This window comes from Flavobacterium sp. W20_MBD1_R3 (assembly GCF_052119725.1).
GTDB lineage: Bacteria > Bacteroidota > Bacteroidia > Flavobacteriales > Flavobacteriaceae > Flavobacterium.
The window spans coordinates 1-21,271 of sequence record NZ_JBGQOR010000016.1 but is presented as its reverse complement, the minus strand read 5'-3'; the positions used below and the strand labels follow the sequence as shown (position 1 = coordinate 21,271).

Annotated in this window: 18 protein-coding genes and 1 other RNA gene; 10 read left to right on the top strand and 9 right to left on the bottom strand. The window is 34.5% G+C overall.

Annotated elements, in window-relative coordinates; all coding sequences use genetic code 11:
- The first annotated feature begins 26 nt into the window (after positions 1-26).
- The 3 genes from gndA to pgl are packed head-to-tail and all read left to right on the top strand — an operon-like array spanning position 27 to position 3,716.
- Positions 27-1,433 (top strand): NADP-dependent phosphogluconate dehydrogenase, encoded by a 1,407-nt coding sequence (gndA, locus tag ACEN2F_RS13825; protein ID WP_441740221.1) that lies wholly within the window; start codon positions 27-29, stop codon positions 1,431-1,433.
- Positions 1,434-1,450: 17 nt separating this feature from the next.
- Positions 1,451-3,013 (top strand): glucose-6-phosphate dehydrogenase, encoded by a 1,563-nt coding sequence (gene zwf / locus ACEN2F_RS13820; protein WP_441740218.1) that lies wholly within the window; start codon positions 1,451-1,453, stop codon positions 3,011-3,013.
- Entirely contained in the window at positions 2,997-3,716 is a 720-nt protein-coding gene (gene pgl, locus ACEN2F_RS13815; RefSeq protein WP_441740216.1) for a 6-phosphogluconolactonase, read from the top strand. Before zwf ends, pgl begins: the two co-directional genes overlap by 17 nt.
- Positions 3,717-3,923: 207 nt before the next feature.
- On the opposite strand, the gene ACEN2F_RS13810 is transcribed toward pgl, so the two are convergent.
- The 4 genes from ACEN2F_RS13810 to ACEN2F_RS13795 form a co-directional block, all read right to left on the bottom strand.
- Positions 3,924-4,604, bottom strand: coding sequence for a GNAT family N-acetyltransferase (locus ACEN2F_RS13810; RefSeq protein WP_441740213.1), 681 nt, complete (start codon positions 4,602-4,604; stop codon positions 3,924-3,926).
- A 120-nt stretch (positions 4,605-4,724) separates the two neighbouring features.
- A complete protein-coding gene (locus ACEN2F_RS13805) occupies positions 4,725-5,600 on the bottom strand; it encodes a GIY-YIG nuclease family protein (protein ID WP_441740210.1) in 876 nt (291 codons plus the stop codon).
- Positions 5,601-5,670: 70 nt separating this feature from the next.
- Entirely contained in the window at positions 5,671-6,501 is an 831-nt protein-coding gene (ygiD, locus tag ACEN2F_RS13800; RefSeq protein WP_441740207.1) for a 4,5-DOPA dioxygenase extradiol, read from the bottom strand.
- A gap of 98 nt (positions 6,502-6,599) precedes the next feature.
- On the bottom strand, positions 6,600-8,021 hold the full coding sequence (locus ACEN2F_RS13795; RefSeq protein ID WP_441740204.1) for an ATP-dependent DNA helicase: 1,422 nt from the start codon (positions 8,019-8,021) through the stop codon (positions 6,600-6,602).
- Positions 8,022-8,188: 167 nt separating this feature from the next.
- On the opposite strand from ACEN2F_RS13795, the gene ACEN2F_RS13790 reads away from it, so the two are divergent.
- Both ACEN2F_RS13790 and ACEN2F_RS13785 read left to right on the top strand, forming a co-directional pair.
- Positions 8,189-8,995 (top strand): DUF3822 family protein, encoded by an 807-nt coding sequence (locus ACEN2F_RS13790; RefSeq protein WP_441740201.1) that lies wholly within the window; start codon positions 8,189-8,191, stop codon positions 8,993-8,995.
- The gene (locus ACEN2F_RS13785; protein ID WP_441740198.1) at positions 8,992-9,591 is read left to right on the top strand and encodes an RsmD family RNA methyltransferase; all 600 of its coding nucleotides are present in this window, start codon (positions 8,992-8,994) and stop codon (positions 9,589-9,591) included. Before ACEN2F_RS13790 ends, ACEN2F_RS13785 begins: the two co-directional genes overlap by 4 nt.
- 9 nt (positions 9,592-9,600) lie before the next feature.
- Here ACEN2F_RS13785 and ACEN2F_RS13780 read toward each other — a convergent pair whose 3' ends face one another.
- Entirely contained in the window at positions 9,601-10,518 is a 918-nt protein-coding gene (locus ACEN2F_RS13780; protein WP_441740196.1) for a ketopantoate reductase family protein, read from the bottom strand.
- A 124-nt stretch (positions 10,519-10,642) separates the two neighbouring features.
- Positions 10,643-10,960: RNase P RNA component class A (gene rnpB / locus ACEN2F_RS13775), an RNA gene on the bottom strand.
- 118 nt (positions 10,961-11,078) lie between these two features.
- Here rnpB and ACEN2F_RS13770 point away from each other — a divergent pair.
- The 3 genes from ACEN2F_RS13770 (at position 11,079) to ACEN2F_RS13760 (ending at position 13,362) form a co-directional block, all read left to right on the top strand.
- A complete protein-coding gene (locus ACEN2F_RS13770) occupies positions 11,079-11,378 on the top strand; it encodes a hypothetical protein (protein WP_441740193.1) in 300 nt (99 codons plus the stop codon).
- Between the two features lie 230 nt (positions 11,379-11,608).
- A complete protein-coding gene (gene dnaX, locus ACEN2F_RS13765; RefSeq protein WP_441740191.1) occupies positions 11,609-12,694 on the top strand; it encodes a DNA polymerase III subunit gamma/tau in 1,086 nt (361 codons plus the stop codon).
- Positions 12,695-12,912: 218 nt separating this feature from the next.
- Entirely contained in the window at positions 12,913-13,362 is a 450-nt protein-coding gene (locus ACEN2F_RS13760) for a DNA polymerase III subunit gamma/tau (protein ID WP_441740189.1), read from the top strand.
- A gap of 24 nt (positions 13,363-13,386) precedes the next feature.
- Here ACEN2F_RS13760 and ACEN2F_RS13755 read toward each other — a convergent pair whose 3' ends face one another.
- The 3 genes from ACEN2F_RS13755 to ACEN2F_RS13745 form a co-directional block, all read right to left on the bottom strand.
- The gene (locus ACEN2F_RS13755) at positions 13,387-14,277 is read right to left on the bottom strand and encodes a Ppx/GppA phosphatase family protein (RefSeq protein WP_441740186.1); all 891 of its coding nucleotides are present in this window, start codon (positions 14,275-14,277) and stop codon (positions 13,387-13,389) included.
- 76 nt (positions 14,278-14,353) lie between these two features.
- Positions 14,354-16,432, bottom strand: coding sequence for a polyphosphate kinase 1 (gene ppk1, locus ACEN2F_RS13750; RefSeq protein WP_441740184.1), 2,079 nt, complete (start codon positions 16,430-16,432; stop codon positions 14,354-14,356).
- Complete coding sequence (locus ACEN2F_RS13745) at positions 16,429-16,914, bottom strand: SixA phosphatase family protein (RefSeq protein ID WP_441740181.1); 486 nt, start codon at positions 16,912-16,914, stop codon at positions 16,429-16,431. Before ACEN2F_RS13745 ends, ppk1 begins: the two co-directional genes overlap by 4 nt.
- A 640-nt stretch (positions 16,915-17,554) precedes the next feature.
- Between ACEN2F_RS13745 and ACEN2F_RS13740 the strand changes: the two genes are divergently transcribed.
- Complete coding sequence (locus ACEN2F_RS13740; RefSeq protein WP_441740178.1) at positions 17,555-17,902, top strand: hypothetical protein; 348 nt, start codon at positions 17,555-17,557, stop codon at positions 17,900-17,902.
- Positions 17,903-18,017: 115 nt separating this feature from the next.
- Positions 18,018-21,271: PKD domain-containing protein (locus ACEN2F_RS13735; protein ID WP_441740175.1), on the top strand; the 3,254-nt coding region annotated here is incomplete at its 3' end.

Below are 21,271 nucleotides of genomic sequence, written 5' to 3'. Positions count from 1 at the left end.
GAAGTAATAAATTTAGATACATATTTATGAATACATTCGATTTTGGTATAGTTGGCTTAGGTGTAATGGGCCGTAATCTGCTCCTAAATATGGCCGATCAACATCATGCCGTCGCTGGATTGGATTTAGATGCAGATAAGGTGCATTCGCTAACTCAGGAAGCGGATTCAGAACACCGAATTAAAGCCACAACAGAAGTCAAAGAGTTTGTCGAATTGATCAAGCAACCGAGGGCTATTATGATTTTAGTGCCTGCTGGTAAAGCAGTAGATGCTGTAATTGGAAACCTTCTTCCTCATTTGGATAAAGGAGATATTATTATTGATGGTGGAAACACCTATTTTACAGATACCGACCGCAGATTTAATGAATTATCTGTCAAAGGAATCCATTTCTTTGGAATGGGAATCTCCGGAGGAGAAAAAGGAGCGCGTTTTGGCCCAAGTCTGATGCCAGGTGGTAATAAAGAAGCTTACGAAAGACTGCGCCCGATTTTTGAATCCATAGCTGCTAAAGTTAATGGAGAGCCTTGTGTTGAATATTTAGGAAACGGTTCTGCTGGAAACTATGTAAAAATGGCGCACAACGGAATTGAATACGGGATTATGCAGCTTATTTCTGAGGTTTATGATATTATGAAACGAGGTTATAAGATGGACGATTCGACCATTCAAAAAGTTTTTGAAGAATGGAATCATACCGAACTTGAATCCTACCTGATTGAAATAACGGGGCAGATCCTTAAGAAAAAAGATACGGACGGTCAAAATCTAATAAATATGATTTCCGACTGGGCAAAATCCAAAGGAACAGGAAAATGGACTTCACAGAATGCAATGGATTTAGAAGTACCACTTCCTACTGTAGATGCTGCTGTAGCCATGCGAGACATGTCTAAAAGCAAACCGGAAAGGATTCAGGCTGCCTCTAAATTGATTTGGAATTCAGAGCAAACAAATACTGATGTTCCTAAGGCTATTGAAGAACTAAAGGGCGCTTTACATTTTTCTATTTTAATTACGTACGCCCAAGGATTAGCTTTGTTAACTAAAGCTTCAACCGAATATAAATACGAGCTAAACCTAGAGACAATCGCTAAAATTTGGCGTGGTGGATGTATTATTCGTTCTGTAGTTCTTGAAGATTTTCGTCAGGCTTACGCCAAAAATAGAGATCTCAAAAACATACTTTTAGATGATACCATAGCTAGTACATTAATCGAGAATCAATCAAATATAAGGAATACAGTACAATTTTCCGTTCAAAAAGGAATCCCTATTGCTGGTCTAATGAACTCCTTGGCCTATTTTGATGCCTACCGATCCGAAAAATTACCCACAAACCTAATTCAAGCGCTACGCGACTACTTTGGAGCACATACCTACGAGCGTACGGATACTAACGGTACCTTCCACACAGAGTGGAATGACTAAAATTTAATTGGAAAATAATGGATAATCTCGATACTATAAAGCCTACCATCATTCTTGTTTTTGGGGCTACGGGTGATTTGGCTAAAAGAAAGCTTTTCCCCGCCTTTTATAATCTTTACCTTGATGGTCGCATGCCAGAAAAGTTTGAGATCATTGCTCTTGGAAGGGCTGATAGCAGCGATGCGCTATACAGAAGCCACGTTAGTGAAAACCTTACCGAATTTTCTAGAAATAAAATAGCCTCCAAGAAAGAATTTGAGCAATTTGCTTCGCACATCTCTTATTTGCAAAACGATATCGATAAAGAAGAATCCTACGAGGTAATGAAGCAAAAGTTGGATGCCATTGATACTTCTTACGGGGAACGTGCTAACCGACTTTTTTATCTCTCCATAGCCCCTTCGTTTATTGAAACAATTTCCAATACTATTAAAAAACTAGGTCTTGCCCCTAATCCAAAGCAAGATCGTATTATTATTGAAAAACCATTCGGTTATGACAAAAGTTCTGCTGAACTGCTGAACCAGCTATTAGCACAAACCTTTGAAGAAGAACAAATCTACCGAATCGACCACTATCTGGGTAAAGAAACCGTACAAAATATCCTAGCTTTCCGCTTTGGAAATTCTATGTTCGAGCCGCTCTGGAACCGAAACTTCATTGATTCTGTCCAGATAACAGTAGCCGAAGAAGTTGGAGTTGAAGATCGGGGTGGCTTTTATGAAGGTGCTGGTGCATTGCGTGATATGATACAAAACCACCTGATGCAAATTCTAACCATGGTTGCCATGGAAGCACCTACATCCTTAGAAGCGGATGAAGTTAGAAACCGTAAGGCCGACGTTTTAAAAGCAATACGTCGCATTACTCCCGAGGAGGTAGAACATTATACCGTTAGAGGTCAATATGAAAAGGCACCTACAAAAGGAAAATCAGTAGCCGGATACCTGCAAGAAAAAGGTGTGAAGGCTAATTCCACTACGGAAACATTTGTAGCCATGAAATTTTATCTAGACAACTGGCGCTGGCAAGGTGTTCCCTTTTACGTTCGCACGGGCAAAAGGATGAAGGAAAAACAATCTTCTATCGTCATACAATTCAATCCGGTTCCTCATTCTACTTTTTCTTTTGGAAAAGAAGGTATGATGCCGAATCGCCTGATTATAAATATTCAGCCGGCTATGGATATTAGGCTTCAGTTTATGACTAAAAAACCGGGTTTAACTCTTTCGCTAAAACCTGCTGAGATGGTTTTTGATTATTTTTCATGCACAACCCAATCTCCTGAAGCTTATGAAACACTATTATTAGATGCTTTGCAAGGCGATCCTACATTATTCATGCGGTCTGATCAGGTTGAAGAAGCTTGGGATGTAGTTACAACTATTCAGGAAGCCTGGGAAAATGATAAATTTTCAAGTTTACATAAGTATGAAGCAGGAAGCTGGGGTCCTGAAGCAGCAAATGAATTATTAGCTCGCCAAGGTCACTCATGGGCATCAAACAACCTTGATGCTGAAGAAGAACGATTAGAAAAAGAAGAACAAGTAGAAGAAGCAATAGATGGTAAAAGTTTTTAGTACTAAAGAAGAAATAATACCCCAAGCAGCTGATCTATTTGTAGCTGCTGCACAAAATGCAATACACAAACGAGGCCGATTTGTGGTAGCGCTTACCGGCGGTTCATCGCCTGTATTAATCTACACGCTTTTGGCAACTCCTCACTACAAAGAAAAAATAGACTGGGATAAAGTTTTTATTTTTTGGGGTGATGAACGTTGGGTTGCTCTTAATGATGAACGCAGCAACGCAAAAATGGCGTTTGACACTTTACTAAGTCATGTTGGTATACCAAAAAGTAATATATTTCCAATGTATAAGGAAGGGGTTTCACCGGAGGACTTTGCTTTAGAATACGAAAAATCTATTAAGAATTTAACTAGTCAAGAAGGCCAGTTTGACCTTATTTTATTAGGAATGGGCGATGATGGTCATACCGCTTCTCTTTTTCCAGGTCAATCCGTTCTGCTGGAGAATGATAAATGGGTTTCAGCCTATTATCTTGAACCGCAAAAGATGCATCGAATAACTCTAACTGCACCAATAATTAATAAAGCGAAGCAAATTGTGGTAGTAACTTTTGGAGAAAACAAAGCTCACGCATTAAACGAAGTTTTATATGGAGCGTATAATCCTGAAAAATATCCAACGCAATTAATTAAGCCTTTAAATGGAGAATTATTATTCTTGACTGATAAATCGGCTACAAGTTTGAAACAATAATTTAATGATAAATTATATTTAGTTGAGTAGGCTTTATTGTTTTATTATTTGTCTCGACGGTGGGTAACTGAAATTTCCATCAAGAAAAGCATTATTCTAGGCTCTTAACCCAAGGGTATGGAATGTCTGTTATTATTTTTTTATGAAATAGCCAAAGCGCACGCTAATATGTTTTTAGGATTTACAAAATTGTTCTAAACCTTATGTTTACGTTGTGACGTTCCAGAAACTAATTTTCCGTCTGGTTGAAAAACCTATTTTCTCGTATAATTGTATTGCTGCACGATTATCTTCAATCACATGTAAAAAAGGCGTTTTATTTATCTTGAAAATTTCATTTACGCTATGGGCCACTAATTGTTTGGCATATCCTTTTCCGGTGTGACTGGGATGCGTGACTACTGCGCTTACTTCGATGAAATCATTCATTTGCATACGCTCACCAGTTAAGGCAACAAGTTCACCGTTTTTGAAAATGCCATAATAATTACCTAATAAAGCGGTTTTCTTTTTAAAATATCCCGGTTGCACCAAGTTCACCAACTTATATAAAACATCAATATGTTCTTCAGTAAGTTTTATGATTGGCTCATTAATGGCAATATTGATAGGATTATAAACAATCATTTGAAGACAGACTAATTCTTTATTTAATTTTAATTGATCTGAAAGTTCTGGCTTTTCTCCAACAATAAAAAAACTATCGACCATCACAGAATATTCATCAATAGACTTTGATATCGCATTGCCTTTTTCAAAACCACCAAACGGACAATAATCAGGATGATAAAATTTTACACTACCATAGTCTACCGCAAAACTTTGATGCGTTTCTGATAAAGAAAACCAAACTGGATTATCTAATTTTTTATCGTCTTGTGTTTTCACAATAATTGGTTTTGAAGATTGTTTTGCTATTAGTGATAATAATTATTAAAAGAAGATGTTTTTAGTTGTGGTCACGAGATGGACGCTCGCGCTAGCATAGGTTTATTAGGCAATAAGTAATTATTTAGTATTACTAACCAAATTATTATTTTGATTAGTTTCGAACTCCTTTAATGTCTTACCAGATTTAAGTTTCCATTCGGTAAGACCATTTGCACTTCTTCCCAATACTATTGCGGCTGCAGCTGAAGGACTACTAAATAAAAAATCTTCAGAAAACTCAAGAAATTCAACTTTATCAATAAAAATGGCATCATCAGTAAGCTTTTCTCTTAATTTAACAAGATTAAAATTCATTGAGTTTGTTGTGTCTTTCGCTGCTTTTGAACCTTTATAAACTACGAAACCATCTGATGTAGATTCACCTGTAGCTTCGGCACCGCGGGCCCCTCTTACATAAAAAACATCTGTAATCTGCTTTTGTTTAATTTCTCTTTTTTCATCAAATACTTTGTGACCAAGTGTATTTACCAACATTTTTATGTTTTCAATAAATTCCTCCATTTCAGCTCTATCAGATTCTGAAACTGATGATTGTGTTGGTGTAATTGAGTTTTCAACTTTATAGCGCTTGGCTGATAGTGCTATGTCGTGAAGTCTATTTTCTAAATATTTCACATGTGCTTTATTTAAATTTTCATCTTTACCTATAAAAACAATAGTCTCATGCCAAAAATCTTTTTGGTTTAAATGTTGATTTAGTCTTTTCAAAATAGATTCGGCTTCTCCTATATAAACTAGGTCTTTACCCTCTTCATCTTTTCCAAATAACAAATAAACGCCCGTACTTACTAAATCATTTCTATCCGAGCAATCCTTTACTTTAATTCGAGGAATTTTATATGCCTTTCCTGACCAATTAGAAAGTTCACAACTCATTCTACCATTTGGTTCTCCATCTATTAGAAATATTTTTATAGTCTTACCGAATTTCATTTATCTGTAATTTTTATTTTTATCGTTTAAAAAAGGAATTCAAATATAACATTTTTTTCAAAAAATAATCCTACATAATCTTCACCGAAGTCATACTCAAAGAACCCGCCAATAATTTATCATTAAACAAGCTGAGTTCTTCGGTTTTTCCTTTTAATCCTAAAGTATAAATCAAAGGTAAATAATGTTCTGGCGTAGGAATCGCTAATTGAAAGGCTTTACTCTGTTTCTCAAAATCAATCAATGGTTGGAAATTTCCATCCAATAAATAATTGTTTACTGATTCCCTTGCTTCAATTGCCCAATCGTACCCGTAATTGTCTTTATCGAAATTCTGAAAATCAACCAACCTTAAATTATGAACGATATTTCCGCTGCCTACAATCAGGATTCCTTTGGTACGCAATGCACTTAATTTCTGAGACAGGTCAAAATGGTATTGACCGGATTTTGTATAATCAATACTCAACTGAATTACGGGAACATTCGCTTCGGGATATAAATGCTTAATTACACTCCAAGCACCGTGATCCAAACCCCAATATTCGTCCAGCTCTACTTCTACCGTAGTCAACAATTGTTTAGTTTCTATCGCTAATTCCGGACTTCCTTTTGCTGGATATTCCACGTCAAACAACGCTTGTGGAAAACCTCCAAAGTCATGAATCGTTCTGGGCATTTCCATGGCGGTAACCTTTGTCCCTTTGGTAAACCAATGTGCCGAAATACACAAAATGGCATTCGGTTGCGGTAATGTTTTAGCCAAATTTCGAAAACCCGTCACAAACTGATTTTCTTCAATCGCGTTCATCGGGCTTCCGTGTCCTAAAAATAGCACCGGCATTTTTTCGGTATTCGAAAAAGAACCTGAAATTTTATGTAAATCGTTTAAAGTATTCATAACCAAACTATTTTAAACTTATTGAGTCATATAATTCATATGAAGTCATTTAATTTTTTCTTTGATTTTAGCTTATATGTCTTATATGTTTATCAAACTTACTCCACAAAATTCTCATCCTTAAAACCTATCAAATATAATTTATTTTTGGCTCGGGTCATTGCCGTGTACAACCACCGAATATAATCACGATTAATGCCATCTGGCAAATACGGTTGTTCTATAAAAACGGTATTCCATTGTCCACCTTGCGATTTATGGCAGGTAATTGCATACGAGAATTTCACTTGTAAACCATTGAAATATTCGTTGGCTTTCACTTTTTGGAATTTTTGAAATTTGGTTTCACCTTCGTAATCTTTCAACACTTCCTGATACAATCTGTTGGATTCTTCATAAGTTAAAGATGGCGATTCGCTTTTTATTGTATCCAATAATAAAACGGTTTCAAACGGAATCTGATTGGGGTAATCGACCATTCGAATTTTTACTTTGGCAAACTTAAAACCATACAATTCTTTGATATTGAAAATTTCTAGTATTTCGATAATATCACCATTGGCAATAAAACCCGCTTCATCCGAATCTTTCAACCAAAAATAATTGTTCTTCACCACCATCAAAAAATCTCCGGTTGATAATTCACTTTCTTTATCGAGGATTTTGGTCCGGATTTGCTCATTATATTGATTCGCTCTTTTATTCGAACGAACAATAAAAGCGGTGTCTTCTATACTATAATTACTGTAGGCAGAATTGATGGCGTCCTGAATATCATATCCATCAGTCAGCCGAACAATATCTTTGAATTTCTTGACATCAAATTTAAACTCATCAATAAAGGAATCTTTCAATAATTCCCGAAGCTCCGTTGCATTATGCAAAATTCCGGAATTTTCTTCCTGACGCATGACTTCGTCCAACTCGATATGTTCCACTTCCTTATCATAATTCATTCCTAAAGTCTGAATGTCTAAAGCGGGACTAATATCTAAATTCACCGGAGGCAACTGAGCGGTATCGCCCAATAAAATCATTTTGCAATTGGTTCCTGAATATACATAAGAAATCAAATCATCAAGCAGCGAACCATTTTCATATAACTTAGAATCGGAATTGGTATCTGAAATCATCGAAGCTTCATCAACGATAAAAATTGTATTCTTGTGTTTGTTTTGTTGTAAGGTAAAAGAAACGCCGCCACCGGAGGATTTCTTTGGAAAGTAGATTTTTTTATGAATTGTAAAAGCTGGTTTATTCGAATAATTAGCAATTACTTTTGCTGCACGACCCGTTGGCGCCAGTAAAACATATTTTTTATTGATGTCTAATAAACTGTTTACAATTGTAGAAATCACGGTCGTTTTTCCAGTTCCTGCGTAACCTTTTAAAACAAAAATGGTTCTATTATCAGTTTCGGTTAAAAAAATGGCGATTTTCTGAAAAAAAATATCTTGTTTGTACGTGGGTTGAAAAGGGAATTTTTTTTGTAAAAGACTATAAAACAGGGAGGAATTCATTTCGTATTATTTGACTGCAAAGTAAAGAATGTTTTTTCAATTTCAATGTCAATAGCAATTTCAATTTTCAATTCCTATCATTGATTTTTGCCATTGCCATTGCAATTGATATTGTTATTGATTTTAAAATTTGTAAGTTTGCGCTATTGAGAAAAAGCACTCTTATTATGAACATAGCCGAAAAAAATTATAAAAAACTTTCCATTCAAGTTTCCTTGACGGGGCTTTCTTTTTGTTGTTTTGACACGCTAAATAATACAGTAATTTCATTCAATGAAGTACATTTTGATACTTTAAATAAGTCAGCAAAAATTGAAGATTTGTATACGGATGCATTTAATAATCATCCAGAATTAAAGGATTCTTATGATGAAATTTTGGTTATTCACAGCAATAATCTTTCCACTTTTGTACCAGAACCTTTATTTGACGAGAATTTTTTAGGAAGTTATTTGCAATACAATACTAAGGTTTTTGAAACTGATTTTTTTGCCTTTGATGAAATTCCAAACTATCAAATGAATGCGGTTTATATTCCATACGTAAATATCAATAATTTTTTTATTGACCAATTTGGTTCTTTCGATTATAAACATGCCAACAGTATTTTAGTTTCAAAACTTTTGGTTGCTTCCAAAAACAAGGAGGAGAATAAAATGTTTGTACATATTAATAGAGACCATTTTGAAATCATTGTGGTTCAGAACCAAAAATTATTACTTTTCAATTCATTTGATTATAATACGCCAGAAGATTTTATATATTACATATTATTCACTGCCGAACAATTGAACTTAAATCCCGAAAATTTTCTATTAGAACTGATCGGGAATATTGATACCGAAAGCGATTATTTCAAAATTGCTTACAAATACATTCGCAACGTTTCCCTTATTGATGTAGAGGATTTACGATGGAACAACTATTTTTCTGAGGCCGAAAACAGAAATCATTTTATACTTTTCAACTCATGAGAATCATTTCAGGAAAATACAAAGGAAGACGCATTTTTCCACCAAAAGGATTGCCCGTTCGTCCTACAACCGACATGTCTAAAGAAGCATTATTCAATGTTTTGAATAATCATTTTAGTTTTGAAGGACTTAAAATATTAGATTTATTTGCCGGAACTGGAAATATCAGTTACGAATTTGCCTCAAGAGGAAGCACACCAATTACCTCTGTTGATGGTGATTTTGGTTGTGTAAAATTTATCAAACAAGTAGCCGCCGAATACGATTTTAATATTGCTGCTACAAAAAGTGATGTTTTTATGTATTTAGAAAGATGTAAAACGTCTTATGATATTATTTTTGCAGATCCACCGTATGCATTGGACCAAAAAACTTTCGAAAAAATCATCTTATTAGTTTTCGAAAAAGAATTGCTTAATGAAGATGGAATGATGGTAATCGAACATTCAAAATATACCAAACTGGATCACATGATTCATTTTTCATTCCAGAAAAGTTACGGAGGTTCTATTTTTAGTTTCTTCGAAATTAGCTCCGGTGAAAAAGAGGAAGATTCTGAAAACGAATCCAATCAAGAGGATACGGAAGACGAATAAATTTGCATGTTAGGATAACTTCTCCAATATTCTATTGTATGTTGGAGTCGCAATACCGTATTTTAAACCTTCTTTAACCACATATTCTGTTAGGGAATTAACTTCTGTTTTATGACCAGCTCGTAAATCTCTGTGCATAGAAGACGTATTGTCTTGTGGAGATTTTTCGAGTTTCATGATCGTTTGCTCCACAATACCACTGGGCAACTTTAACCCTTTTGCAACAGCAACAGCAGTGATCTCATTCAATAATGAAATATAAACTTTCTTGTTTTCAGGATTATTTAAAATTTCACCAATATTCTGATCTAAATAAGAAGTTGCCGAAGCCAATGCCGAAATAAAAAGGAACTTTTCCCAAACCGTTTCTTCTATATTTTGCACAAGATAACTTTCGATATTGGCTTTCTCGAAAACAGATTGTAATTCTTTCAATTTAGAAACTGGAGCATTTTTAGGACCAAAAAATAGTTTTTCATAAGCGCCAATTTTCTTTATAATTCCAGGCGATTCAATCATTGAAATAATATACACACAACCTAGTAAAATCGTATTTTCAGGAAATAATTTTTGAATACGTTCCGCGGCATCAACACCGTTATATAAAGGTAATATTATCGTATTTTGGGTAATACAATTTTTTATGGATGCAAGACTTTCTTCAATATCATAGGTTTTAGTCGCACAAATAAGGTAATCGAGATTCCCAATTTCATCTGGATTATTCGAAACCAAACTAGGAAAAACAGTTATTTCATTAGTATCAGAAATAATTTTTAATCCATTTTGGGCTATTGCTTTTTTAGTTTCACCACGAGCAATAAATATGATTTCAATTGCATCGGAGTCAAAATAAGCTTTAGCCAATAATCCACCAAAATAACCGCCTACTCCTCCCAATCCTAAAATCCCAATTCTTGTTTTCATAACTACTATTTTAAAAAAAAACCATTAAGAAATTCAGAAAATTAAGCCTTGAAACTTAATAAAACTTAATTTCTTAATAGTTTACTTTTAGATTTCACAATCCAAAGTTTTATTAAATCTTTTAAAAAAATGCAGACCTATAAGCCGGATTCTGTCTCTAATAAATTAGAGCCTTATCATTTATCTAGATCCCACATTACTGCGGGACTCAAGCTATCTACCCTTCAACAACGGACGAGAAGCCCTTAAATGCTGATATACTTGATATTTCACCGCATAGAGTTTACCTGGTTTCACTACAGCATTACCTGTACATACTTTCTGTTGCACTTGTCCTGAATTGATCACTCAACCCGACGGGCGTTACCCGTTATGCCTCCCTCTGGTGTCCGGACTTTCCTCCCTCTTGATTGCTCAAAACGGCGATAAGGCGGTCTGCGGTGCAAATTTACACTATTTAATTCTTTTTTTTCCTATTAAACTCCTTACTTTAATAGGTCTTTTACAAGGAATTCATAATAAAATAGTTACCTTTAATAATTAACTGTAAATCCTTTATTATGTCAAATATATATCATTATGCCAGCGTTTCTAAAGCTTTAGACGATTTGAATGAGATGGGATTCACCTATGATTTCAACCTTCACGAAGAAGACATTGTCAAAAATCCACATAAATATGAAATTCAACATATTTACCGCTATGAAGGGGACAGTAATCCTGATGACGAAGCTACCGTTTATGGAATAAAATCAACTTCTGGCAAAAAGGGTGTATTTGTAGCAGGATATTCCGCAAATTCCGAAGACGGTGCAGCAAGAGTTTTAATTGATCTTAGTATCAAAGGAAGAAAAAAATAAGATTGTTTCCATAAAAAAATTTGATACTTTAATCAATTATTTTATAGGAGCTATTTCCAGCTATTCGTTACAATCTTGTACGCCGAAACCCGGCGTACAAGGATTTTTACTGCTATCTGGGCTAGGGATTTTCGTGAATCAAAACCTTTTTTAAAATTATAAAATCTTTCAATCCTTAAATTTTTACATCTTTAAATTAAAACCTATATTTGCTTTCGAATAAAATTTTTATGGAACAATTTGTAGTATCGGCTCGTAAATATCGTCCTCAAACATTTAAAGATGTTGTAGGACAAAAAGCCATTACCAATACTTTATTGAACGCCATAGAAAGCAATCACTTAGCATCCGCATTATTATTTACAGGACCCCGAGGCGTTGGTAAAACAACTTGTGCCCGTATTTTGGCCCGAAAAATAAATCAACCAGGTTACGATGATCCCAATGAAGATTTTGCATTCAATGTTTTCGAATTAGATGCAGCATCCAATAATTCTGTTGATGATATCCGGAATTTAATTGACCAAGTTCGGATTCCGCCGCAAACGGGACAATATAAAGTATACATTATTGATGAGGTTCACATGTTGTCATCAGCAGCTTTCAATGCTTTCCTAAAAACATTAGAAGAACCGCCCAAACATGCCATTTTTATTTTGGCAACGACCGAAAAACATAAAATTATTCCAACGATACTTTCTCGTTGTCAAATATTCGATTTTAAAAGGATTACCGTAAAAGATGCTAAAGAACATCTTGCCGAAGTAGCTACCAGTCAGGGAGTTAATTTTGAAGATGACGCGTTGCACATTATCGCTCAAAAAGCTGATGGCGCCATGCGTGACGCTTTGTCCATTTTTGATCGCGTTGTTTCTTTTTGCGGAAAAGAATTGACCCGTCAGGCCGTTACAGAGAATTTGAATGTGTTGGATTACGAAACCTACATCAACGTAACCGATTTAATTTTAGAAAATAAAATTCCAGATTTATTGCTTGTTTTCAACGAAATTCTTTCTAAAGGATTTGATGCGCATCATTTTGTATCTGGACTAGCCTCTCATTTTAGAGATTTATTGGTTTCTAAAACACCCGCAACAATAACCTTATTAGAAGTTGGGGAACAAGCGCAACAAATGTATGGTGTACAAGCACAAAAATGCAGTCAAGACTTTCTCTTGAAAGGAATTGAAATTGCAAATGACTGTGATTTGAAATACAAACTGAGTCAAAACCAACGACTTCTTGTTGAACTTTGCCTAATGCAACTTGCCTCTATCACTTTTGATGGAGAAAAAAAAAAGTTGAGCAGTATATAATCCCACCTACATATTATAGAAATAACGATTACTCAATAGTAGACTCTAACGAAGGAAAACAAGCAAAACAAAACCTTACGGTTACCGTTACGCCTGGCGCATCCTCTGTAATTGAGCCTACTATAGATAAAAAACCCGAAGTTATTTTAACTCCTGGAGTTCTAAATCCTGTAGTAAAAATAAATATTGATGAATCTAGTGAGCCAAAAATTTCTGCCTTGTCGCTGTCGAGCATTCGAGCAAAAAAAGCGTTAGTAGAAACTAATAAAGGAATTACAAAAGAAGTTATTGATTTACCTGTAGAACCGTTTTCGGAAACGTCAATGTTACTTTATTGGAATAAGTATGCGCAACGCTTAGGGGATAATGGGTTTAAAATAATGGAATCGCTGTTACTGATTAACGATCCCGTTTTGAACGGAACAGCCATCACAATTGAATTGCCAAACGAAGGTTCTAAATTAGATTTTGAAAAAGAATTGAATGGTCTTTTAGGACATTTAAAAGGACATTTACACAATCATGATATAACTATAGCAGTGATAGTAAATGAAAGTATTCAAAGCAAAAAAAATTTTAACGACCAAGATCGGTACAATAGACTCCATCAAATAAATCCAAATATTGATCTGTTACGAACAACATTTGGATTAGATTTAGATGCATAATTTAGTCAAACTTATATTAAAAATTTAAATTTTATTGTAATACATTGCTTTTACAATTCCATCTGAAAGTCCAATTTTTGGAACATAAATGTTTCTGGCACCACTCCATTTCATGGCATTAAGATAAATTCTGGTAGCGGGAATAATTACATCGGCACGATCCGGATTTAATCCTAATTCTGATATTCTTTGTTCATAACTAAGAGAATTCAGGAAAGCGTATTGAGAATTCATGTAGATGTAAGACAACGGTTTTTCTTGAATTTTCCCAGACATTTTGAAAAGTTTATTAATATTTCCGCCTGAACCTATTAATGTAACTTCATCATATTCTTGTGTGTTTGTTTTGATCCATTTTTCTATTTCTTCCCAGACTACATCGCAAACCATGTCATTTAACAAGCGCACTGTTCCTGCTTTAAACGATCTTGAATTAATCATTTTTCCGTTAGAAAACAAAGTAAACTCCGTGCTACCACCACCCACATCTACAAAAAGGTAGGTTTGATCAGTTTTTAATAAATGGTGCAAATCAGTAGATGCGATTATGGCTGCTTCCTTTTTGCCATCAATAATTTCAATTTTTATATCAGCTTTTTTCTTAATCAGTGCAACAACTTCCTTACCGTTATAGGCTTCGCGCATGGCTGAGGTAGCAAAAGCCTTGTAGGATTCTACTTTGTGAACTTTCATCAAAAGATTAAAAGCCTTCATGGCGTCACACATTCGTTCTATATTTTCTTCTGAAATTTCACCCACCGTAAAGGCATCTTGCCCAAGACGAATAGGAACACGAACTAAGGAACTTTTATTAAACTGAGGTTCTTTGCCTTCTTGTTCTACTATATTTGTAATCAGTAAACGCATGGCGTTAGAGCCAATATCGATTGCTGCATATTTTTTTATTTTAATCATTTTGTTTGGATTCGTTATTCCTAATCATAATTCGTCATTTTATTTTACTTATAAAATAATGACTACACGTGTTATTTTATTTCTTTTTGGATACTAAAGCTAACTTATTTTGGTAATATTTATAAGTCTCTAATTGCGCTCTAAAAATAGGATTATGATTTCGTACTCTGTATTTGTTATCTAATTTATAGGAATGAAATCGCGCTTTTACGTTTCCTTTCCAACCAATATCAAAATTATCTATTAGTTCATTTTTTATTTCCTCATCGTAAATAGGACAAGTAACTTCTACACGGCCATCTAAATTTCTAGTCATAAAATCCGCTGACGAGATATATACTTCCGTTTGTCCTGCGTTTCCAAAAATGTAAACTCTAGAATGTTCTAAATAATTATCTACAATGCTAATGGCCTCTATGTTATCGCTTAACCCAGCAATACCTGGTATCAATGAACAAATTCCTCTCACTTCTAATTGAATTTTCACTCCTGCTTTACTCGCTTCATATAGCTTATCTATCATTGCAAAATCAGATAAACTATTCATTTTTAATTTTATATGAGTCTTTCTTCCGGCTAATGCGTGAGTAATTTCTCGGTCTATTAATTTTATAAATCGTGTTCTTGTGTAGTGTGGAGATACAATTAAATGTTTGTAGCGATGTACTCTATAATTGATATCAAAAAACTCAAATATTCTCATGATATCTTTCAAAATTTGTTGGTGACTCGTAAAAAGAGTTACATCTGTATACACTTTAGCTGTAGATTCGTTGAAATTTCCCGTTGATATAAAACCATATCGCTTGATTTTATCATTTTCATTTCTTTCAATCACGCATATTTTGCTGTGAACTTTTAGTCCCTTTATTCCAAAAATAAGTTCAATACCTTCTAATTGCATTTGTTCTGCATACGAAATATTAGAAACTTCGTCAAAACGAGCCTGCAGTTCTATTTGAACTGTCACTTTTTTTCCGTTCTTAGCGGCATTAATCAAAGAACTAATTATCTGAGAATTTTTTGCCAAACGATATAACGTTATTTTTATCGAAGTTACTTTAGGATCTAGTGCGGCTTCGCGCAAAAAGCGTGTGAGATATGAGAAAGACTGATATGGTGCATTTAATAAATAATCTTTTTGACTTATTTTTTCTAAAATGCTACCCTCCAAGCTTAATCCAGGAATTGGCAAAGGATCATTTGTTTTGTACAACAGATCAAAACGTCCAAGATTTGGAAAATTCATATAATCCCGTCTGTTATGATATCTTCCTCCTGGAATAATACTGTCTGTTGATACAATTTTCATTTCTTCGAGAAAAAATTGTAATGTGTCTTTTTCAATTAATTGATCATATATAAAGCGGACCGGTTCACCAATTCGTCTGTCCTTAACACTTAAGGATATTTTTTCAATCATGCTTTTACTCAAATCACTATCAATATCCAGTTGTGCATCTCTAGTAATTTTGATCATGTGGGCCGAAACACTTTTGTAATCAAAAATATTAAAGATGTTGCTTAAATTGTGTCGTATCACATCATCCAGAAGAATTACATATTGTTTTTCCTCATCAGAGGGCAAGACTACAAATCGGTTAATTGTTTTGGGAATTTCGATAACAGCATATCGTATGTCAGAGGTGTGATTCATCACCAATTTCACTGCTAGATAGCCGGACGTATCTTTTAATAATGGAAATTCTGCTAAGTCATTTAGTATAATAGTTACTAATTCAGGACTTAATTTCTGAATAAAAAAGTCCTTCAAAAAAACTTCTTGTTGGGCGGAAATATCATTCTCTGTGATGATAAATATATTTTTTTTCTCTAATTCTGATTCAATAACACTCAGAATTCTTAAACTTTCAGATTGCTGTTGAATGACAATTTCAGTAATATCTTTGACTAGTTGCTGTGCTGAAATACCGCCAAGATATTTTTCACCAGTGATCCCGGTCAAACTTAATCGTCTTATCGCTGCAAAACGAACTCTAAAAAATTCATCTAAATTATTAGAAAAGATTCCCAAAAACCGTAACCGCTCTAATAATGGAACCGAATGATCTCCTGCTTCCTGAAGTACTCTGGCATTAAACGCCAACCAGCTTTTTTCTCTATCTATATATTTTTGTTCTACTACTTTATTCATCTTAAATCTTTGGGGAATATAATTTTCTTTATTTTACCTTTTTTTATTTTTTTCCAATCATCGGTATGAAATTGTAAGGATACAAATCCAGATGTAGGAATATTATCAATTATGACATCTCCAAATTTATTAACAAAATTTGTAATGGCCTCATTATGACCAAAAAGAATGATATTTTCAAAAATATTACTGCATGCTTTAATGGTTTTCTCTAATTTCTTTTCGTCAAAGGTATAAAGGTCGTCTTTGTAAACAATACAATCGATAGGATAAGCTAGATTTTGAGCAAAAATTAACGCTGTGTCAGTTGCTCTTTTTGCTGTACTAGTCCATATTATGTATGTTTTAGGCATATAATCAATAACCTTAGCAGAGATAAGAAGTGCGTCTTGTACTCCTCTTCTAGTCAACGGACGATCTTTATCATGCACTGGTGCCTTCCAACTTGATTTAGCGTGACGAACAATAATTAAATTTTTCATAGTAGAAAATATTTTGGAAGTCGTTATCAAAAAATTAAGACAATTTACAAAAACTAAGCATATCATTTAAAAAAATATTTAAATATAATGGTGCCAATCAAAAGACGGTGCAATGCCTTTTTAGTCCTTAAAAACTTCTCAAATAAGTATCGTTGAAAGCTATTATTACGTCTTTGTGACAACTCTTTTTACTGTTAAATTTAACTTTTTTTTTAATTTTTTATCTTTTTTTTAAGAAAAAAATACCTTTTAACGACTTTATAGGTCGTTTATAGAAAAAATAAACAATAATAATTTATTCCTTATACTTTAGCTTTTCAAGTAATGATTTGTTTAAAACATCTAAATTAAATTGTTTCACTTTACATCAAAAATAGCTTTCAGATTTTTCATGTTTTTATTTTAAATTATTTAACAAAATATTTATTAAAGAACTTAAAATCAATTATTAAAATGATTTAAACTTTTTTTTAGAGCGAATGACTGGAAAATTATTACAAAACCAGTGTCGTATTAATTATGAAAGAACTCTTGTTTTTAGGACAAATTTTATTTAAAAACGAAGTTCATAGATGACGTTAAAATGGATTCATCTTTAAACACATCACAAAACAAAAGGAAAAAATTAGCCATTCAAAAAATGAAAATAATTTTACTCTACACTATTTCAATCATATCACTTTTTTCTAGTTTAAATTCAAACAAATGTTCAGAATCGATCCCGTTTGGTTCAAACAAAACTGAAGCCTTACTATTTCTACGAACGTGCAAAAACAAAAATAGCACCTCAGAATATTTTGAAATTAAGAACAAAAATGATAGAGATGTAAAGCTTACTTATATCACTATTTTGAAAAACAGAGACCTTATTAAGGCTAACATTATGACACCTCTAGATGACAAAACAGCACAAATAATTTGTATGAAATCTTTAGACGCTGAAGGTGGTGGAATTGCCTCTTGTAAATTTGAAAAACATTGTTTTTGAGGGTCAAACAGGTTACAAAGAACCTTTTTAACTTTAATACTACGATACTTTAAAACTTAATTTTGATTGTTAAAATTCAAAATAACACGTCCCCAATTAATTAAAATTTGATTGTATGAAAACTAAAATTACTCTTTTTTTACTGGCTTTCTTCATGTTTCTAAGTACTATACATTCTCAAACTAATTCCAATAAAACATTCGATGCAGGCTCATATATTATCGATATGGGGAAAAACGCCACTGTTGCAAAAGGCCTAAAGCCTTATGGCTTAGTTTACACTTTGATTCGGGACAAAAATGTACCTGTTTATTGGTCAATAAACTCATCAAAAGGTAAAGATGGTATTGATTTTTCCGTGGGATCCAAAGCCTATACAGGAGGAACTTTTATTATTGCTGCTGAAGATGCTGCATCTTTAGGGGTACTTATCGCTACCTGGAGATCAAATGGAGCTGTTATTGATGGCCCAATTGCTGCACCCTTCACGGCGCCAATATTTAATAAGCTTACAAGCTGGCCAAGAGCACTACTAGACACTGAAAATGGCAACCTAATAACTCCATATTACCTAAATGCTGGAATTCCATCAAGTTCATACGTAGTACAAAGTAATCCAACTCTACTTACGAGTTGTGGTGATATTTATGTACTTCCTCATGCTGATCCACAAAATTGGTCTTCAGCTTATGTTAACGCACTTAGAAATTATATGGATAATGGCGGCTATCTTTGGGTGGGTTGTCATGCCGTAAGCGCATTAGATTTAGTGAGTGCGGGCAATACAACTCCATTTAATTTTCTTACTGACAAAGGTCTTGAGCGATGGGACAATCACAATAAGCCAAAAATTATTGGAACTTATAATCCATCCGCTAATGCTGATCCAGTGATGCAGTTTATAGGAAAAATGGATGCTTCACTACAAAATGGATCAGAACGAATCTATCTTCCAAAAACAGAATCTTTATGGAGAAGCTCAACCAAAATAGCTATTTATCAAGATAACTATTCGGACTCGGGTAAAAATTATACTTTTCCTGAAAATCCGGCTGTTCTTGTTGCTTATGGACCCACTTACGGAGATATAACAAAGGGTATGGTAATGTATCAAGCTGCACATGAATATACAGGAGGAACTACTGAATCTATGATTGCAGCTCAAAGAGCATTTTTTAACTTTGTATTACTGGCTGGAATAAAACAACAAATTACTGTAACCCTTGATAACTCTTTTCCTACGGCATTAACTCCTGGTCAAACGTATCCATTACTGGCAACTGTGACTGGAAATCAGGGAGCGGTTACCTACGAATGGTCTGCTATTGGTGGGGGGACTTTTTCAAATCCTTCAACAAATCCCACGACTTACACTGCACCCGCTGTAATTGGGAATATAGCACTCCGATTAAAAGTAACTGATGCCTGCGGCAGATCTAATTTTGTTTCCGCTTTTATGAATGGTGGTTCAATAGTTAGTTGTGCGGCAGAAGCTGTTCAACCTTCAACTCCAACTTTCAAAGACAATTGTGGCAATGACATTCAATTTACCGGTCTAACAGTTCAAGAACCTGTTTCGTCTTCAATTTGTAACACTACAAAAACCTATACTTGGTCTTATGTAGATTTTACAACATGCAGTCCGAGTGCTACTCCTTATACTCGCAGTTGGTCTTATACCTATACCATAAAAGATCTAGTGGCTCCTGTAATAAGCGCAGCAGGTCCAGATATTACAATTAATTGTCCGACAACACCAGTATTTACTCCCCCAACTGCAACAGACACTTGTGGAATATATACAATTAATATACTTTCTACCACTCAGACACCTGGCAGTCGAACTGGATTATACAGTACAACTAGAACTTGGAATGCTTCGGACAACTGCGGGAATCACAGTAATTCAGTAAGCCAAACTATAACAGTTCAAGATAACGTTGCACCTGGGATTCCTGTTTTAGCTGATGTAACCGGGCAATGTTCTGCTACGCCAACTCCTCCAACAACTACTGATGTTTGCGCAGGAACAATTACAGGCAGTACAACTACAGTTTTTCCAATTACTAATCAAGGAACTACGATTGTGACGTGGACCTTTGATGATGGAAATGGAAATATAACATCCGCAAATCAAAATGTAATTATTAAAGACAATTTAAAACCTGCGATTCCTGTTTTGGCGGATGTAACCGGGCAATGTTCTGCTACGCCAACTCCACCAACAACCACTGATCTTTGTGTGGGAACAATTGCTGGCACAACTACTACCGTTTTTCCAATTACTACTCAAGGAACTACAATTGTGACGTGGACTTTTGATGATGGAAATGGAAATACAAGTACAGCAAATCAAAATGTAATTATTAAAGATAATGTTGTACCTAACGTACCTGTCTTAGCTGATGTAACTGGGCAATGTTCTGCTACACCAACTCCACCAACAACTACTGATCTTTGTGCAGGAACAATTACTGGCACAACTACTACTGTTTTTCCAATTACTACTCAAGGAACTACGATTGTGACGTGGACTTTTGATGATGGAAATGGAAATATAATTACAGCAAATCAAAATATAATTATTAAAGACAATTTAAAACCTGCGATTCCTGTTTTGGCAGATGTAACCGGGCAATGTTCTGCTACACCAACTCCCCCAACAACTACTGATCTTTGTGCAGGAACAATTACTGGCACAACTACTACAGTTTTTCCAATTACTACTCAAGGAACTACAATTGTGACGTGGACTTTTGATGATGGAAATGGAAATATAACTACAGCAAATCAAAATGTAATTATTAAAGACAATTTAAAACCTGCGATTCCTGTTTTGGCAGATGTAACCGGGCAATGTTCTGCTACACCAACTCCACCAACAACCACTGATCTTTGTGTGGGAACAATTGCTGGCACAACTACTACAGTTTTTCCAATTACTACTCAAGGAACTACAATTGTGACGTGGACTTTTGATGATGGAAATGGAAATATAATTACAGCAAATCAAAATATAATTATTAAAGATAATGTTGCACCTAACGCACCTGTCTTAGCTGATGTAACCGGGCAATGTTCTGCTACGCCAACTCCTCCAACAACTACTGATGTTTGCGCAGGAACAATTACAGGCAGTACAACTACAGTTTTTCCAATTACTAATCAAGGAACTACGATTGTGACGTGGACCTTTGATGATGGGAATGGAAATACAAGTACAGCAAATCAAAATGTAATTATTAAAGACAATTTAAAACCTGCGATTCCTGTTTTGGCGGATGTAACCGGGCAATGTTCTGCTACGCCAACTCCACCAACAACTACTGATCTTTGTGCAGGAACAATTACTGGCACAACTACTACAGT

Excerpts from the sequence above, each read along its gene's own strand:
- ACEN2F_RS13805 (WP_441740210.1), bottom strand. The coding sequence starts at position 5,600 with ATGAAATTCGGTAAGACTATAAAAATATTTCTAATAGATGGAGAACCA.
- ACEN2F_RS13785 (WP_441740198.1), top strand. The coding sequence starts at position 8,992 with ATGAGAATCATTTCAGGAAAATACAAAGGAAGACGCATTTTTCCACCA.
- ACEN2F_RS13795 (WP_441740204.1), bottom strand. The coding sequence starts at position 8,021 with ATGAATTCCTCCCTGTTTTATAGTCTTTTACAAAAAAAATTCCCTTTT.
- zwf (WP_441740218.1), top strand. The coding sequence starts at position 1,451 with ATGGATAATCTCGATACTATAAAGCCTACCATCATTCTTGTTTTTGGG.
- pgl (WP_441740216.1), top strand. The coding sequence starts at position 2,997 with ATGGTAAAAGTTTTTAGTACTAAAGAAGAAATAATACCCCAAGCAGCT.
- ygiD (WP_441740207.1), bottom strand. The coding sequence starts at position 6,501 with ATGAATACTTTAAACGATTTACATAAAATTTCAGGTTCTTTTTCGAAT.
- dnaX (WP_441740191.1), top strand. The coding sequence starts at position 11,609 with ATGGAACAATTTGTAGTATCGGCTCGTAAATATCGTCCTCAAACATTT.
- gndA (WP_441740221.1), top strand. The coding sequence starts at position 27 with ATGAATACATTCGATTTTGGTATAGTTGGCTTAGGTGTAATGGGCCGT.
- ACEN2F_RS13770 (WP_441740193.1), top strand. The coding sequence starts at position 11,079 with ATGTCAAATATATATCATTATGCCAGCGTTTCTAAAGCTTTAGACGAT.
- ACEN2F_RS13790 (WP_441740201.1), top strand. The coding sequence starts at position 8,189 with ATGAACATAGCCGAAAAAAATTATAAAAAACTTTCCATTCAAGTTTCC.
- ACEN2F_RS13755 (WP_441740186.1), bottom strand. The coding sequence starts at position 14,277 with ATGATTAAAATAAAAAAATATGCAGCAATCGATATTGGCTCTAACGCC.
- ACEN2F_RS13780 (WP_441740196.1), bottom strand. The coding sequence starts at position 10,518 with ATGAAAACAAGAATTGGGATTTTAGGATTGGGAGGAGTAGGCGGTTAT.
- ACEN2F_RS13745 (WP_441740181.1), bottom strand. The coding sequence starts at position 16,914 with ATGAAAAATTTAATTATTGTTCGTCACGCTAAATCAAGTTGGAAGGCA.
- ACEN2F_RS13740 (WP_441740178.1), top strand. The coding sequence starts at position 17,555 with ATGAAAATAATTTTACTCTACACTATTTCAATCATATCACTTTTTTCT.
- ppk1 (WP_441740184.1), bottom strand. The coding sequence starts at position 16,432 with ATGAATAAAGTAGTAGAACAAAAATATATAGATAGAGAAAAAAGCTGG.